Origin of the sequence: Paenibacillus lactis (assembly GCF_017873605.1) — a bacterium.
In the GTDB taxonomy this organism is placed as follows: domain Bacteria; phylum Bacillota; class Bacilli; order Paenibacillales; family Paenibacillaceae; genus Paenibacillus_AQ; species Paenibacillus_AQ lactis.
Genome location: NZ_JAGGKI010000029.1, coordinates 39,023 through 53,353, shown reverse-complemented (window position 1 = coordinate 53,353; position 14,331 = coordinate 39,023). Strand labels below are relative to the sequence as shown.

The window sequence follows — 14,331 nt, the reverse complement described above, 5'->3', positions numbered from 1 at the left end:
TGCCTGTTACCACTCATATTTTTGACACCCTTTCGTCTGCTTTGTTTCATTATCGTTTTATCACTAAGGGGTGTCCACTTTTTATTCTAGCTGCATTTCGGGACTTGCTCCTCCTTCTCCCGCTCGTTTGCTCTCCACAAGTACTTTTTAGGGACTTCCTCGCTCCTTCCGGACACACCCTCGCCCTGCAGCGAGCATTCATAGCGACTTTACCGACCGATTCTCCCTAACTGCGGCCAAACGATCCTCTCAGAAGGCCTCTCATTGGAAAAAGCCAATAAAAAAACGCGGCTCCCGGCTTTTCAACCAGGACCGCGTTAAATCTATATTCCTTCTTTGAGCCAGATCTGTGAGCCGCGTTCGTTCTGTCCTAATTTCTTAAAGATCAGTTTCTGCGGCCCTCGCTCCTTATGCCTTCAAACCCACTTGAGCTGGCCATGCTTCTTTCTAATCCTTCAGCACAGCGGCATTATACGCACACCAAGCTTTAGCCAGCCACGCGTATTGCACAACTACTCCTTCACGACCATTTTCAGCGGAGCGGCGATGTTTTTCTCCACCTCTTTGCCTTGCAGCACATCCTTCGCCGCTTGAACCGCAAGCTGACCGATCAGCTCCGGCTGCTGCGCCACCGTTGCCGTCATGTTGCCGGCCTCGATCGATTTCAACGCATCCTCGTTACCGTCAAAGCCGATGACCATAATATCCTTGCCGGAGCTTTGGATCGCTTCGATTGCGCCGAGCGCCATCTCGTCGTTATGGGCGAAAATCGCTTTTGCATCCGGATTGCCCTGCAGCAGGTTTTCGGTTACGGTCAGACCTTTCGTCCGGTCGAAATCAGCTGCCTGCTTCGCAACTACGTTCAGCTGCTCATCCGCGATGACGTGGAAGCCTTTGCCGCGCTCACGCGTTGCCGATGCTCCCGGAACGCCTTCCAGCTCAATGACTTTGGCGTCCTTGCCCAGCTGCTCCACGATAAATTCCGCAGCCATCTGTCCGCCCTTCACGTTATCGGATGCGACCAGCGCCGCTACCTCGCCTTTATCCGCAGAGCGGTCCAGCGTTACGACCGGTATGTCAAGGCTGTTCGCCGTCTGCACCACCGTGGAGATGGCGGAAGAATCCGTCGGATTGATCAGCAGCGCGTCGACCCCTTGCTGAATCAGATCGTCCACGTCGTTGCTCTGCTTGGCGGAGTCGTTCTGCGCATCCACGACAACGACCTCGATTCCCTGCTTGGCCGCTTCTTCCACGACTCCGTCCTTCAACGATACGAAGAACGGATTGTTCAACGTGGAGATCGACAGGCCGATCTTCATATCTTCAATGTTTCCACTCCGCTTCGGCTTCGCCCATTCCGGCGGCTCCAGGGAACAGCCGGTGATGAAGACCAGCATGAGCGACATGAGCAATAGCGTTATTTTTTTCATAGTTCCTCTCTCCCTTAAGCCGATTTCTTCCGGTCGAGCAGAACGGCAATCGCAATGACGACGCCCTTCACGACCATCTGATAGAAGGAATTGACACCGAGCAAGTTGAGTCCGTTATTCAGGATACCGATGATCAGCACACCGATCAGGGTGCCGACGATCCGTCCCCGTCCGCCGGTCAAGCTCGTACCGCCAAGCACGACTGCGGCGATGGCATCAAGCTCGTACGATGTTCCTGCCGTCGGCTGGGCGGAGTTCAGACGGGATGTCAGAATCGCACCCGCCAGGGCGGACAGCATGCCTGCCAGGGAATATATCATAATTTTCACTCGTGAAACCTTAATACCGGATACAAGCGAAGCTTTTTCGTTGCCGCCAATCGCATAGGTTTTGCGTCCGAACGATGTCTTATGCAAAATTACCCACAGTACAGCAAACGTGATGATCATGGTAATAGCCGGCACCGGAATGCCCAGCAAATAACCGCGGCCGAACAGCTGGAACGCCAGGCTGTCGCCTAGACCCGTGATCGGATTCCCGTTGGTATAGACGAGCGTCAGCCCCCGGAAAATCGTCATGGTGGCCAAGGTTGCAATGAACGGAGCCATTTTTCCTTTCGTGATCATGAGGCCGTTAATCATCCCCATGACACCGCCGAGTGCCACCCCGATAATAATCGACAGAATCGGGTCGAAGCCCGCCACCATCATATTGGCGACAAATGCGCTGGACAGTGCCAGAATGGAGCCGACCGACAAGTCGATGCCTCCCGTCAGAATGACGAACGTCATCCCGAATGCAATCAGGGCGTTAATGGATACCTGGCGCAGCAGGTTCAGTATATTGAGCGGTTCCAAAAAACTCGGATTCAGAACCGAAACGATGACGATGAGAATGATCAGTCCGAGCAGCGGCCCGAGCTTTTGCGTGAAGCCTGAGACATTAAAGCCTTTTCCCGCCTTCGCATCATGAATGGTTGTCATATTATTGTCCTCCTGTAGCTAGAGTCATGATCTGTTCCTGCGTTGCGTTCTCTCCGCTCACTTCTCCGGAAATCCGGCCCTCGTGAACGACAAGGATTCGGTCGCTCATGCCGAGCACCTCCGGCAGCTCTGAAGAAACCATCAGAATGGCTACGCCGCGTTCGGTCAACTCATTCATCAGCTGGTATATTTCCCGCTTGGCTCCGACGTCCACTCCCCGTGTCGGCTCGTCCAGGATGAGCACGCTCGGACCAATGCCGATCCACTTGGCGATGACGACCTTCTGCTGATTGCCCCCCGACAGGTTCCGGGCCGGCGTCTCGGTCGTATGGGTCTTGATCTGTAGGCGCTTGGTCAGCGTGTCCACAAAATCCAGCTCTTTCTTCGCCGATATGAACCCCTTGGACGAGAAGCTGAACAGATTCGTCAGCGCCATATTTTCGCGGACGGAGAAGTCCAGCACTAGGCCTTCATCCTTTCGGTCCTCGGTAATAAAACCGATCCCGTGCTTAACCGCGTCATCCGGTTTTCGGATATTGACTTTCTTGCCGCGCACCCAGATCTCGCCGCTATCAAGCGGATCCAGTCCGAAGATGGCCCGCATCATTTCGGTGCGTCCTGCGCCCATCAGTCCCGACATTCCGACGATTTCGCCGGCTCTTACCGAGAAGCTTACGTTCTCGAATTTACCTTTGCTGCTGATGTTTTTCACTTCCAGCACCACATCGGCTGGAACGGGATGCCGGGCCGGATAGCGCTCGGTCAGCTCCCGTCCGACCATCTTGCGAACAACCTCATCGAAGTTCGTATCCGGAATCGGCTTCGTATCAACGGATTTGCCGTCACGCATGACCGTAATCCGGTCGCATATCGTAAAGATCTCTTCCATCCGGTGCGAGATATAGACGATGGAGACGCCTTCGTTCTTGAGCGAACGGATAACCTCGAACAGCTTCTCGATTTCCCGTTCCGTCAGCGCCGCCGTCGGTTCGTCCATGATAATGACTTTCGCCTTGGTCATCAGCGCTTTGGCGATCTCGATCATTTGCTGCTGGCCGACGGAGCATTCACCGGCCTCCTGGGTCAGCGGAATCGTCACGGATAATTTGCCGAACTGCTCCTTCGCAAGCGCCTTCATTTGCTTCATGTTCAAAAACCCAAGACCCGACGTCGGCTCCTTGCCGATAAACAGGTTGTCCAGCACCGTCATCTCAGGCCAGATGTTCAGCTCTTGATGAATGAAAGCGATGCCCTTCTCTTCCGCTTCCTTCGGGCTGCTGAAGTACGTCTCCTGGCCATCGATGACGATCGTGCCTTCGTCCCGGCTGTGCAGCCCGGTCAGGATGTTCATTAGTGTCGATTTACCCGCACCATTCTCTCCCATCAGGGCATGGACCTCTCCTTCCCGGAGATCAAAGTCCACGCCTGCCAGCACCCGGTTTGTCCCGAAAGACTTATGAATATTCTTCATCTCAATGTTCATGGTGCAACCTCCTTATTAGCCGAAATGAACCCCCGCCTGTAAAATGCAATTCGCATACGGCTTCGCTTCACCCGTGCGGATGACCGCCTTCGCGTCTCCCATCAGCTGCTTGAACCGCTCATGCGGGCAAGCTTCAATCTCGCAATCCCGGAATGTATCATGTATATATTGCAGTGTTTCCTTATTTTCAGCCTTCATCTCTTCGGCGATCACTACCTTCTCGATGACCATGTCCTCCGCGATGGCATCCACGACCTCCTTGAAGCCCGGGGTGCCTAGACGCAAGGCCAGATCGATCTTCGGAACTCCCGGCGGCACCGGAAGTCCGACATCGCCGATAACGATACGGTCCGTATGTCCCAGATCGGCCAGCACCTTCGCAATATGGCTGTTCAGCATGCCGTTCTTCTTCATCGCAAGCTGCCCCCTTCCACTTCGCGGCGGGTCGGCATGCCGCCCTGTGCCCCGAACTTCGTTACCGACAAGGCAGCCGCCCGATTGGCAAAATCCAGGCTGTCCGAAAGGCTCATGCCTTCGGCAAGGGCCACCGCGAACGCCCCGTTAAACGTGTCGCCCGCGCCCGTCGTGTCGACCGCTTCGACCTTGTAGCCGGGAACAACAACCTCCTGCGAACCGTCGTAATAGCGTACGCCCTTCTTCCCTTCGGTCACAATCAGCTTGTTCGGATAACGCCGCAGCACCTCGCCAAGAGGCTCTTCGCCAAACAGAACCAACGCTTCATGCTCGTTCGGCGTAATATAAGCAGCTTTCTCGATGACCGACTGCGGCACCGGCCGGGCTGGCGCTGGATTAAGGATAAGCGGTACGCCGTATTTCGCACACAAATCGCTTACATGCACGACCGTTTCCTCCGGAATTTCCTGCTGGATCAGCACGATATCCGATCCTTGAATAACCTCGGCGGCCCGGTCAACGTAGTCCGGCGTTACCAAATCATTCGCTGCCTTCACAAAAACGATGCTGTTATCCCCTTCGGCCAAAATAATGTGAGCCGTTCCGCTCTCCATATCTGTAACCGGTTCCACATAGTCGGCAACAATACCATTCGCTTTCAAATTGTTCAAAATGACCTGGCCGAACGAATCGTCGCCTACGCGGCCGATCATGGTCACCTCGGCGCCAAGCCTTGCTGCAGCAACCGCTTGATTCGCTCCCTTTCCGCCGGGGACCGTCTTGAAACTGTCCCCGAGCACGGTTTCGCCTGCTCTCGGACGCTTGGCGGACGTTACCACCAGGTCCATGGATGCGCTTCCGATTACCGTTATTTTAGCCATTATGATTCCACCTTTCTCGTTGTCTGGCGCTCCATAAATGTGACGGAAAACTCGACGCTGCTTCGCTCCATCCGTTCTCCCTCAATCAGTCCGATCAGCAGCTTGGCCGCCTCCCGGCCCATTTCATAAGCAGGCTGATGAATGGTCGACAGCGAAGGGTACAGCAGGCTGCTGAGCAAAATATCGTCAAAGCCGATGATCTGCACGTCCTCCGGCACTCTCTTTCCCAGCCGATGCGCTTCCTTTAATACGGCGGATGCCAGGATATCATTACTTGCAATGACGCCGTCCGTATCGGGATACTGCCGGAACACTTCCTGGGCAAAGCCTTCTGCGCGGGATAACGAAAAGGATGTCGTCTTCAGCACCTGAAACGATGCGCCTTGCTCCGCCAATGCTTCGGCTGCCCCCTCAAAGCGTTCCTGCGCCGGCCGCACGTTCGCCGGACCTTGCATCAAGGTGATTGCCTTGCTGCCGCGGCGCACGATTTCCCTTGCCGCAATCCGTCCGCCCTCACGTCCATCGGCATATACCGACGGCCGGTCATTGGATGTCCGGTCCAAAAATACGACCGGTATGTTCAAATCCTGATACATGTCGGCGTCAGGATCATTGGTTGAGGAAATGACCCCCACCACGTTGTTCTGGATAAAGGTCTGGATGTACTCCATTTCCTTCTTCTTGCTTTCATCGCTGTTCCCGAAAATCAACCGGTAGTCGTTCTCCTGCATCTCATCCTCGACACCGCGGGCGAGCTGCGGGAAATACGGGTTCATAATATCCGGAAGCAGCAATCCGATTAGTTTCGATTTTCGTTTATATAAAGACCTTGCCACCTCATTGGGCGTATAATTCAACTCGCGGATCGCCTGCTCCACCTTGGAGCGGGTATCCTCATGTACGTAACCGTTTCCATTTAAAACCCGTGAAACGGTAGCGACCGAAACACCAGCGTGCTTGGCCACATCTCGAATGGTCGTCATCTGCGTCATCACCTCATCCATGTAAACCGATGTGTAACCGGTTACAGGTATAGATTATCACAAACGCTTTCATGGCGCAAGCATTTTAACTCCGGGATTTTTTTACAGCGATTTCAGTCTATTGGAAATGTACTATTTCCCGCATTGCTTCACTCACCATTGTTTATTTGCAATCATCTCACGTCCTGCTTCCTCTCCATGGATTACCGGCAGTCGCCTTCCGTCTTGTTCCCTCATCATCGCCTATCGGCAATCGCCTTCTGTCTTGCTCCCCACCGTCGCCTATCTGCGATGTCGCCAACTTCGATCGTCCTTTAGGCTGTCGCCATATTTGTCCTTTCGCCTGACTAACCGCCCAAGCCATACAGCTAGGCCAAAGCATATGATGCATGACAGGCAGCATTCCATCCCGCTCTTGCATCCCCGTCCCATTTCCGTGACTGCTCGTCTGCTCGCATGTACCACCTTACTCATTTTTTCGGATTCGCTTCGAGCGAACAGGAGGATGACCGAATCAAACGACGCAGGGGCGCTTAAATTTCTGCTGCGGGATGCGGGCTTGGTGCAGCATCCGTATGCTACCCGACGTTGGGCCGCAGCATGCCGCTGCCAAGGCTGGTCATCGCGGGGTGCAAACAGCGATCAAGGCGTCTTGACCCTCAGAACCAGCCAAAACCAAAAACCGTATCACTCATGACGGGAGGTGAGCATTGAATGACAAATCATCGATTCTCCCAAGTATCCGTCTTTTCCGTTCCGTTCGACCGGGGTGCCGCACGCAGGGGCGCCGCCCAGGGACCGGAGGCCCTGTTCCGGGCAGGCTTGGCGCGCAAGCTCCAGGCGCTTGGCGTCCAATATATCGCCGAACGGCTTGCTCCGCCGCCGCATGCTAAAGGCACGGCACGAGACGCCCGGCTAAAAAATCTACACGAGGTCCTCGCCGTAAACGAAGCGCTGGCCGCTAGAATCCACGCTGCCGCGGAAGCCGGCCACTTCCCCCTTGTGCTCGGCGGCGACCACAGCATCGCAATCGGCACCCTTGCCGGATTAACCCGGCACTATCATCAGCTGGGGGTCATCTGGATGGATGCGCATTCCGATCTGAACACGCCGGACACAACGCCCTCGGGCAATATTCACGGCATGTCGCTGGCTGTCGGCCTTGGGAAAGGCGACGCCCGGCTGACCGGAATCAGCGGCTACGGCTCTTTTATATCGCCTGAGCATGTTGTGCTTATCGGAGCACGGTCTCTTGACCAGGGCGAGCGGGAGCTGATCCGCCGCGAGGGCATCACCTGCTACACGATGCAGGATATCGACCGTCTGGGCATGTTTCGTGTCATGGAGGAATCGATTCGCATCGCATCTTCCGGAACGGATGGCGTCCATCTCTCCTTTGACATTGACAGCGTCGACCCATCAATCGCTCCGGGAACCGGGACGCCGGTGCCGGGCGGCCTCAGCTACCGGGAGGCACATCTTGCGCTGGAAACGCTGCATGAAGCCGGAATCCTCGTCTCCGCCGAGTTCGTGGAGAGTAATCCCCTGCTGGACTCCGGCCAGCGTACGTCCCGGCTCCTGGTTGGACTCATATCCTCCCTGCTGGGGGAACGAATTCTATAAGCTTTACGACGTATTACACGGGAGAAGTAAGTGTATGCAGGCTGGCACTGACCGTCTGCATGCTCTTTATGGCCCGAAGGAGGACGAAAAAGCATGCACCGCAGTATATCCCATATCGAGCGGTCCGAAAGGTTCGGCGCCCGGAACTACCACCCGCTTCCCGTCGTCGTGACGAAAGCGGAAGGCGTTCACGTCACCGATGCCGATGGCAATACCTATATCGATATGCTTAGCGCATACTCCGCCCTTAATGCCGGTCACCGCCATCCCCGGATCATTCAGGCGCTTAAGGACCAAGCGGATCAAGTGACTCTGACCTCGCGCGCATTTTATAATGATCAGCTCGGCTTCTTCTATGAACGTTTGTCTAGCTATACCGGCAAAGACTTGATTCTTCCGATGAATACCGGAGCGGAAGCGGTGGAAACGGCCCTTAAGGCAGCCCGCCGTTACGCGTACCGGAACAAGGGCATCCCCGAGGATCAGGCCGAGGTCATCGTCTGTGAAGGCAATTTCCACGGCCGGACGATCACCATCACCTCCTTCTCCTCGTCGGAGGAATACCGGAAGGAGTTCGGCCCGTTTACGCCGGGCTTTAAGCCGGTACCCTACGGCGACCTGAATGCCTTGGAGCAGGCCATCACGCCGAATACCGCCGCATTTCTGGTGGAACCGATCCAGGGCGAATCCGGCATCATCATCCCGCCGGACGGCTACTTAAGGGAAGCACGGGAGCTATGCAGCCGCCATCGCGTCCTTCTGCTCGCCGATGAGATCCAGACCGGCTTCGGCCGGACGGGCAAGCGGTTTGCCTGCGACTGGGAGCAGGTGGAGCCGGATCTTTACATCCTGGGCAAAGCGTTAGGCGGCGGCGTGTTTCCCGTCTCAGCCGTTGCAGCGGATCAAGACGTGCTTGGCGTCTTTGAGCCCGGCTCCCATGGCTCAACCTTCGGCGGAAATCCGCTGGGCTGCGCCGTGGCGATCGCTGCGCTGGATGTCCTTGAACAGGAAGAGCTCGCGGAAAGGTCACGGGAGCTTGGCGAATATTTTGCCGGCAGGCTGCGCACAATCCAGCATCCCGATTTAAAGGAAGTACGGGGAAGAGGCCTGTTCATCGGCATGGAGCTTAACGTTCCTGCACGGCCGTACTGTGAACGGCTCATGAAGCTTGGCATTCTGTGCAAGGAAACCCATGAGCATACCATCCGCTTCGCTCCGCCGCTCATCATACGAAAGTCCGAGCTGGATCAGGCATTTGAATGTGTCAGACAGGCCTTTCAGGATACGACTCCATAATTTGAAGGCGCACCGCCAAGCTTTGCCGATAGCGCGTCACGCCTTTGCCTTTTGCCTTTGCAAAATGCAGCCCGTTCGCAAGTAACCTCGCCGACCTAACGGGCTGGCGGACGGGCCTGCCGCGGTTGATTGCATCCCCGCCGTCATCTATGATGAAATCAGATCGATAAGGGTCAGATGAAGGAGGCGGAAATTCATGCGTTATGCAATATGCGGAGGCACCGGCTTTATCGGGCAAGCGTTATCCAGACGCTGGTTAAGCCAAGGACATGAGGTTATCATCGTTACGAGATCGCTCCCTGACGCGGGACGCCAGCTACCGATTCAGCACAATCAAGGGCAATTGTCTTATCTCACCTGGGATAATATGAAGGACAGCCCGGAGCGGTTCGAGCATCTGGATGCGCTGATTAATCTGGCCGGAGCATCGCTCAGCCAGCGCTGGACGGAACGCGGGAAGAAACGGATTATGGATTCCCGGCAGCAGACCGTCTTGACCGTGGCTGAACTTTTGCACCGCCTGAAGCATAAGCCGTCCGTCGTTGTCCAAGCCTCGGCCATGGCCATTTACGGCACATCTGAAACGTTGACATTCGATGAAACCAGCGCTGCTGCCGTTCAGGATTTCCCGTCCCGTGTCGTACAGCAATGGGAAGCAGCAGCGGACCGCATGCCTGCCGAGCGCTTGATCAAGCTTCGCATCAGCGTCGTTCTCGGCAATGAAGGCGGCGCTTTTCCGAAGATGCTGCTTCCCTATAAGCTCGGGGCAGGCGGCAAAATCGGAAACGGCAAGCAGTGGTTCTCCTGGATTCATATTGACGACATGGTTGGCTTGATTGATTACTGCATCCGCCATGACGATATATCAGGCCCGGTTAATGCCGCCTCGCCGCATGCCGTCACGAATGACCAGTTCGGGCGAACGGTCGCCAGCGTGTACCGCCGGCCGCATTGGTTTCCCCTCCCTGCTGTTCTGCTTAAGGGGGCCCTCGGCGAAATGTCGCTCATTTTGCTCAAGGGCCAGCGCATCGTACCGGCAAAAGCGCTGAACCACGGCTTCCGATTCCGGTATCCCGAGCTTAAAGCGGCCCTAACGCAGTTAAAGGCGCAGAAATAGCTTCCTCCCTGCTCATCGTCTAACTTACCAAGCGCGTACCTATGAGGCCAGCCAATATGCAGCAACCTATATGGAATTTGTCATCATTATGTTACATATTGAAAAGCGATGAGGCTTGCGAAGGATGGTATGATAACAAAAGCGCCGCAACCATCTTTAACCGAAAGGATGAACAATTTGTGGGAACTTGATCGGACCAGTGCCAAACCTCTCTATAAACAGATCGCCGATGAACTGGAGCAAAAAATCGCTTACGGCGAGTTCCCGGCCGGCAGCGTGCTTCCGTCGGAACGAAAGCTGGCGGATCAGCTCGGTGTCAACCGCAGCACCGTGGTCTTGGCCTATTCGGAGCTTCGCTCGCTGGGAATTCTGGAGAGCCGTCCAGGCAGCGGCACGCGAGTCAGCGTCACGAAGTGGGGCGTCACGCCAAAGCATACGCCGAATTGGCACCGTTATGCCGAAGGCGGCAGCTTTCTTCCAAGCCCGCCCTTTTTGCGCAGAATCCGCGAGGCGCTTGAGCTCGATCCTTCGATGATCGATTTTGCAGGCGGCGAGCTTGCCGCCGAATTGTCGCCGCTCGAGGAGCTTCATGCCATCATGAGCGAGAAATGGCCCGTGATGTATCTTGGATACGACAACCCGCAGGGCTATGAGCCGCTGCGGGATACGCTCGTTTCATTTTTGCGGGAATACCGGGGCATCCATACGGCGGCATCGTCCATTTTAATTACATCAGGGTCCCAGCAATCGCTGTATCTCATTACGCAATGCTTGCTGTCGCCGGGGGATGCGGTTGCTATCGAAGATCCTTCGTACTGCTACTCCCTGCCTATGTTCCAATCGGCCGGGCTGCGCTTGTTCCGGCTTCCCGTCGACGAACAGGGCATCCATCCGGATGACATTTACGAGCTGTATCATAAACACCGCATCAAAATGATTTTTCTCAATCCAAACTTCCAGAATCCGACGGGGGCCCTGCTCTCTCCGGAAAGAAGGGAGCGTCTGCTGCATATTGCAGGCGAGCTCGGACTGCCGATCGTTGAGGATGATCCGTTTAGCATGACAGCTTATGACGGAAAGCCAGCGCCCTCTTTGAAATCTGCCGACCGCGCCGGCTCCGTTCTCTACATCGGCTCCTTCTCGAAAATGGCGGCGTCCGGACTGCGCGTCGGCTGGATGGTGGCCCCCCATTCGATCGTCAAACGGCTCTCCGACGCGAGGCAGCAGATGGATTTCGGATTAAGCGTCGTCCCCCAACAGGTAGCGGCCCAATTTTTGAACTCCCGCTATTTCCTCCCCCACATCGACCGGCTGAGGTCCAGATTGCGCCATAAACGCAATTTAACGATCGCCGCACTGGAGCGTGAGCTCCCCGGTATGATTCGCTGGAGACACCCGGAGGGCGGACTGCATCTGTGGTGCACCATCGCGCCTGAGGTGAATGACGGCAAGCTCCTTGAAGCCTGCATTCAGCGCGGCATGGTTTTCGTTCCGGGCAGTGTCTACGGATCTGCCTCCGGCCACGTGCGCTTCACATACGGCCGGGCGAATACGGAGGATATCCCGGAGGGCATCTCCCGGTTCGCCGCTGCCTTAAGGTCCATCTTAAACTGAGACCCCGCCTACTACGCTGACCACGCATTACTGTAACCGCGCAATGATGTAACCAACGCAACGATGTAACCAACGCAATGATGTAACCACGCAATGATGTAACCACGCAAAAGGCTCCCGGTGCTTGACCGGGAGCCTTGCGCGCCTATCGTCATTTAAAGATCAGCCATATCGCGATGAACGCAATGATGGAAGCCAGATAGATAATAAGCAGCTTCGTTAGATTTTTTCGGGTTTTGCGCATATAGTTCGGATTTTCTTTCTGGTTTTCCTTGGACAATCCCACCAGCAGCGTGGATACGCCCCCGATGATTGCCAGGGCGATCACGATGATGTACATAACCAATCCCCATACAACCCCATTCGATTATTCATTGTGACCTAACACCCCATGGAGCGGCTCCATGAGTTGATCCGGCGATTTACTTTCAAGTTTCATTATAATGAACAAACGGGACCCGCACACCATCCAATTGCCAGGCAGTTGCTCCCATCCAATTGTGCCCGGCCTACCGTGCTCACCGTCCCCATGCATCCAGCGCTCTGCTTCCTTGGGATTTTTCGTTTCGGCCCGGCAGCAGATAAATACCAGCCCCGGAAGAATACATGCTCAACCCCAAGAAATTAAAGAGCCGAGGTCGTCTTTCCATGCCTGGGAGAAGCTGCAAGGGGCTATTTCCGAAAAGACTCAGAGAGCGCCGTAAATATGACGCCGAGCGCATGGGCACCAGCGTCGGGATACCCGATGCTCCGCTCGCCGACCGTGCCGGCCCGTCCCATCCGCGCTGCGAAAGTTTCCGTCCGCTTCGCGCCTTCCACCGCAGCCCGGGCCGCATTCACGCCGGCTTCGATCAAATCCTCGCCGGAGCCTGCGCTCGCCTTCCAGGACTCCGCATAAGGGATCAGGGCATCCATCAGCGTCTTGTCGCCGACGACGGCTCCTCTGCCGAAGGATCGTTCCCCCGTCTCCTGGATGCCCTGAACGACCGCAGCCAGCATATCGGCGATTTCCGATACGGTCAGCTCCGTACGGCTGCCGGCGTATTTGCCCGCTGCGCGGAAGGCGGAGCCCCATATCGGACCGGATGCTCCTCCGCAGTGCTCCATAATGACCAGCGAGCATGCCCCCAAGAAGCTTCCCATATCTTTCGCCTGGGATAGCAGATCGTCCCATTCGGTTTTGAGCTGCTTGAAGCCTTTGGCCACGCTCATGCCGAAGTCGCCGTCACCTGCATGGGCATCCAGCTCGCAGAACGGAACTTCATTCTCAATAATGATTTCGCTCATTTTATCGATTGCATAGATCAGATTGTGAAGCGACAGACGGTCTTCTTGAATCACCGCATATGCCTCGTCGGTTATCGTCCGGAACGATACCGGCTTCGTGCTGTCCTTCTCCGCCGCTTCTCCGATGTAACGGACCGGATAATGATCATGCAGCTCCCGGACGACGAGGGCCGGCGTGCTGCATTCCGCGCTCAGCCAGCGCTTCCGTTCATCATTTAAGTTCATGATGGATAGCGAAGCGCCTGCCATATCAATGCTGGTCATATAGTTCCCGACAAAAACCCGGTATACCGCCACATTCAGGCGATGCAATTCCCGCATAACCGCATGGTTCAGCAAGTAAAGCTCCTGGACCGGGGTTCCCCCGAATCCGTTGACCAGCACGGCAACCTCTTTCACGGAAGCGCCCCCGGCCTGCAGGCTTTCCAGCAGCTCCGCTACCATCCGCTTCGCCAGCTCATCGGCGGACAGCATCTTTTCCCGCCGGATCCCCGGCTCGCCATGGATGCCGACTCCATATTCCATCTCCTCACCGCCAATGGAGAAGGTCGGAGTGCCTTTGGCAGGCACCGTGCATGAGGTGAGCGCGAAGCCGATGCTTTTGACGTTGGCAATCGCGCTTTGCGCCGCGGCCTTGACCTCTTCCAGAGACAGCCCGGCCTCAGCGGCTGCACCGGCGATTTTATGTACCAGCACCGTTCCTGCCACGCCTCGCCGCCCTACGGTATACAGGCTGTCCTCCACGGCGATGTCGTCATCAACCTTGACGTAATCGACCTGAAGACCGTCCTCGCCGGCCAGATGAGCGGCATTCTTGAAATTCATCATGTCTCCGCTGTAATTTTTAATGATCATAAGCGTTCCCTTGCGGCTTGCCGTTGACTTGAGCGCCTGATATACCTGAATCTGGGATGGCGAAGCAAACACGTCGCCGCAGACGGCCGCGTCCAGCATTCCCTTCCCTACAAAGCCGGCATGCGCCGGTTCATGGCCGCTGCCCCCGCCGCTGATCAGGGTGACTTTATCCTGATTAAGCTCCCTTTTCTTAATGAACGTATATTTCGGGTCAAACTCCAGCTCCGGATGAGCCATGACAAAACCGCTGCACATTTCCTTGACGAGGTTCTCCGGTTTGTTCATGATCTTTTTCATTGTATCGCATCCTTTTCTATCGAAATTCAGCTGCTCCAAGCGACATGACCATACTGTCATTATACATA

The 14,331-nt window shown here is 55.8% G+C and carries 12 protein-coding genes; 4 read left to right on the top strand and 8 right to left on the bottom strand.

Features of this window, described 5'->3' with window-relative positions:
* Window positions 1-512 precede the first annotated feature (512 nt).
* Genes rbsB through J2Z18_RS28585 form a run of 6 tightly spaced genes read right to left on the bottom strand, consistent with a single transcriptional unit; the run spans window position 513 to window position 6,174 of the window.
* Window positions 513-1,430: a ribose ABC transporter substrate-binding protein RbsB gene (gene rbsB / locus J2Z18_RS28610; protein ID WP_210095682.1), complete on the bottom strand. Its 918-nt coding sequence runs from the start codon at window positions 1,428-1,430 to the stop codon at window positions 513-515.
* Window positions 1,431-1,444: 14 nt separating this feature from the next.
* A complete protein-coding gene (rbsC, locus tag J2Z18_RS28605) occupies window positions 1,445-2,413 on the bottom strand; it encodes a ribose ABC transporter permease RbsC (RefSeq protein WP_007129681.1) in 969 nt (322 codons plus the stop codon).
* Between the two features lies 1 nt (window position 2,414).
* Window positions 2,415-3,896, bottom strand: coding sequence for a sugar ABC transporter ATP-binding protein (locus tag J2Z18_RS28600; protein WP_028405253.1), 1,482 nt, complete (start codon window positions 3,894-3,896; stop codon window positions 2,415-2,417).
* 15 nt (window positions 3,897-3,911) lie between these two features.
* Entirely contained in the window at window positions 3,912-4,310 is a 399-nt protein-coding gene (gene rbsD / locus J2Z18_RS28595; RefSeq protein WP_007129679.1) for a D-ribose pyranase, read from the bottom strand.
* A complete protein-coding gene (gene rbsK, locus J2Z18_RS28590; protein ID WP_007129678.1) occupies window positions 4,307-5,191 on the bottom strand; it encodes a ribokinase in 885 nt (294 codons plus the stop codon). The genes rbsD and rbsK overlap by 4 nt, the downstream gene beginning before the upstream one ends.
* Window positions 5,191-6,174: a LacI family DNA-binding transcriptional regulator gene (locus J2Z18_RS28585; RefSeq protein ID WP_007129677.1), complete on the bottom strand. Its 984-nt coding sequence runs from the start codon at window positions 6,172-6,174 to the stop codon at window positions 5,191-5,193. Before J2Z18_RS28585 ends, rbsK begins: the two co-directional genes overlap by 1 nt.
* A 714-nt stretch (window positions 6,175-6,888) precedes the next feature.
* On the opposite strand from J2Z18_RS28585, the gene rocF reads away from it, so the two are divergent.
* The 4 genes from rocF to pdxR all read left to right on the top strand — a co-directional run bounded on the left by rocF (window position 6,889) and on the right by pdxR (window position 11,824).
* Entirely contained in the window at window positions 6,889-7,797 is a 909-nt protein-coding gene (gene rocF / locus J2Z18_RS28580; RefSeq protein ID WP_007129676.1) for an arginase, read from the top strand.
* A 93-nt stretch (window positions 7,798-7,890) separates the two neighbouring features.
* Window positions 7,891-9,093: an ornithine--oxo-acid transaminase gene (locus J2Z18_RS28575; protein ID WP_007129675.1), complete on the top strand. Its 1,203-nt coding sequence runs from the start codon at window positions 7,891-7,893 to the stop codon at window positions 9,091-9,093.
* 196 nt (window positions 9,094-9,289) lie between these two features.
* Window positions 9,290-10,210, top strand: coding sequence for a TIGR01777 family oxidoreductase (locus J2Z18_RS28570; protein ID WP_210095681.1), 921 nt, complete (start codon window positions 9,290-9,292; stop codon window positions 10,208-10,210).
* Window positions 10,211-10,387: 177 nt separating this feature from the next.
* Entirely contained in the window at window positions 10,388-11,824 is a 1,437-nt protein-coding gene (gene pdxR, locus J2Z18_RS28565; protein ID WP_245256245.1) for a MocR-like pyridoxine biosynthesis transcription factor PdxR, read from the top strand.
* 151 nt (window positions 11,825-11,975) lie between these two features.
* Here the strand turns inward: pdxR and J2Z18_RS28560 are convergent, their stop codons facing one another.
* On the bottom strand, window positions 11,976-12,164 hold the full coding sequence (locus J2Z18_RS28560; RefSeq protein ID WP_007129672.1) for a hypothetical protein: 189 nt from the start codon (window positions 12,162-12,164) through the stop codon (window positions 11,976-11,978).
* 332 nt (window positions 12,165-12,496) lie between these two features.
* Window positions 12,497-14,263 (bottom strand): dihydroxyacetone kinase subunit DhaK, encoded by a 1,767-nt coding sequence (dhaK, locus tag J2Z18_RS28555; protein ID WP_028405246.1) that lies wholly within the window; start codon window positions 14,261-14,263, stop codon window positions 12,497-12,499.
* Window positions 14,264-14,331: the final 68 nt, after the last annotated feature.

Coding starts and splice junctions, on each gene's coding strand:
- rbsB (WP_210095682.1), bottom strand. CDS start 1,430: ATGAAAAAAATAACGCTATTGCTCATGTCGCTCATGCTGGTCTTCATC.
- rbsC (WP_007129681.1), bottom strand. CDS start 2,413: ATGACAACCATTCATGATGCGAAGGCGGGAAAAGGCTTTAATGTCTCA.
- J2Z18_RS28600 (WP_028405253.1), bottom strand. CDS start 3,896: ATGAACATTGAGATGAAGAATATTCATAAGTCTTTCGGGACAAACCGG.
- rbsD (WP_007129679.1), bottom strand. CDS start 4,310: ATGAAGAAGAACGGCATGCTGAACAGCCATATTGCGAAGGTGCTGGCC.
- rbsK (WP_007129678.1), bottom strand. CDS start 5,191: ATGGCTAAAATAACGGTAATCGGAAGCGCATCCATGGACCTGGTGGTA.
- J2Z18_RS28585 (WP_007129677.1), bottom strand. CDS start 6,174: ATGACGACCATTCGAGATGTGGCCAAGCACGCTGGTGTTTCGGTCGCT.
- rocF (WP_007129676.1), top strand. CDS start 6,889: ATGACAAATCATCGATTCTCCCAAGTATCCGTCTTTTCCGTTCCGTTC.
- J2Z18_RS28575 (WP_007129675.1), top strand. CDS start 7,891: ATGCACCGCAGTATATCCCATATCGAGCGGTCCGAAAGGTTCGGCGCC.
- J2Z18_RS28570 (WP_210095681.1), top strand. CDS start 9,290: ATGCGTTATGCAATATGCGGAGGCACCGGCTTTATCGGGCAAGCGTTA.
- J2Z18_RS28560 (WP_007129672.1), bottom strand. CDS start 12,164: ATGTACATCATCGTGATCGCCCTGGCAATCATCGGGGGCGTATCCACG.
- dhaK (WP_028405246.1), bottom strand. CDS start 14,263: ATGAAAAAGATCATGAACAAACCGGAGAACCTCGTCAAGGAAATGTGC.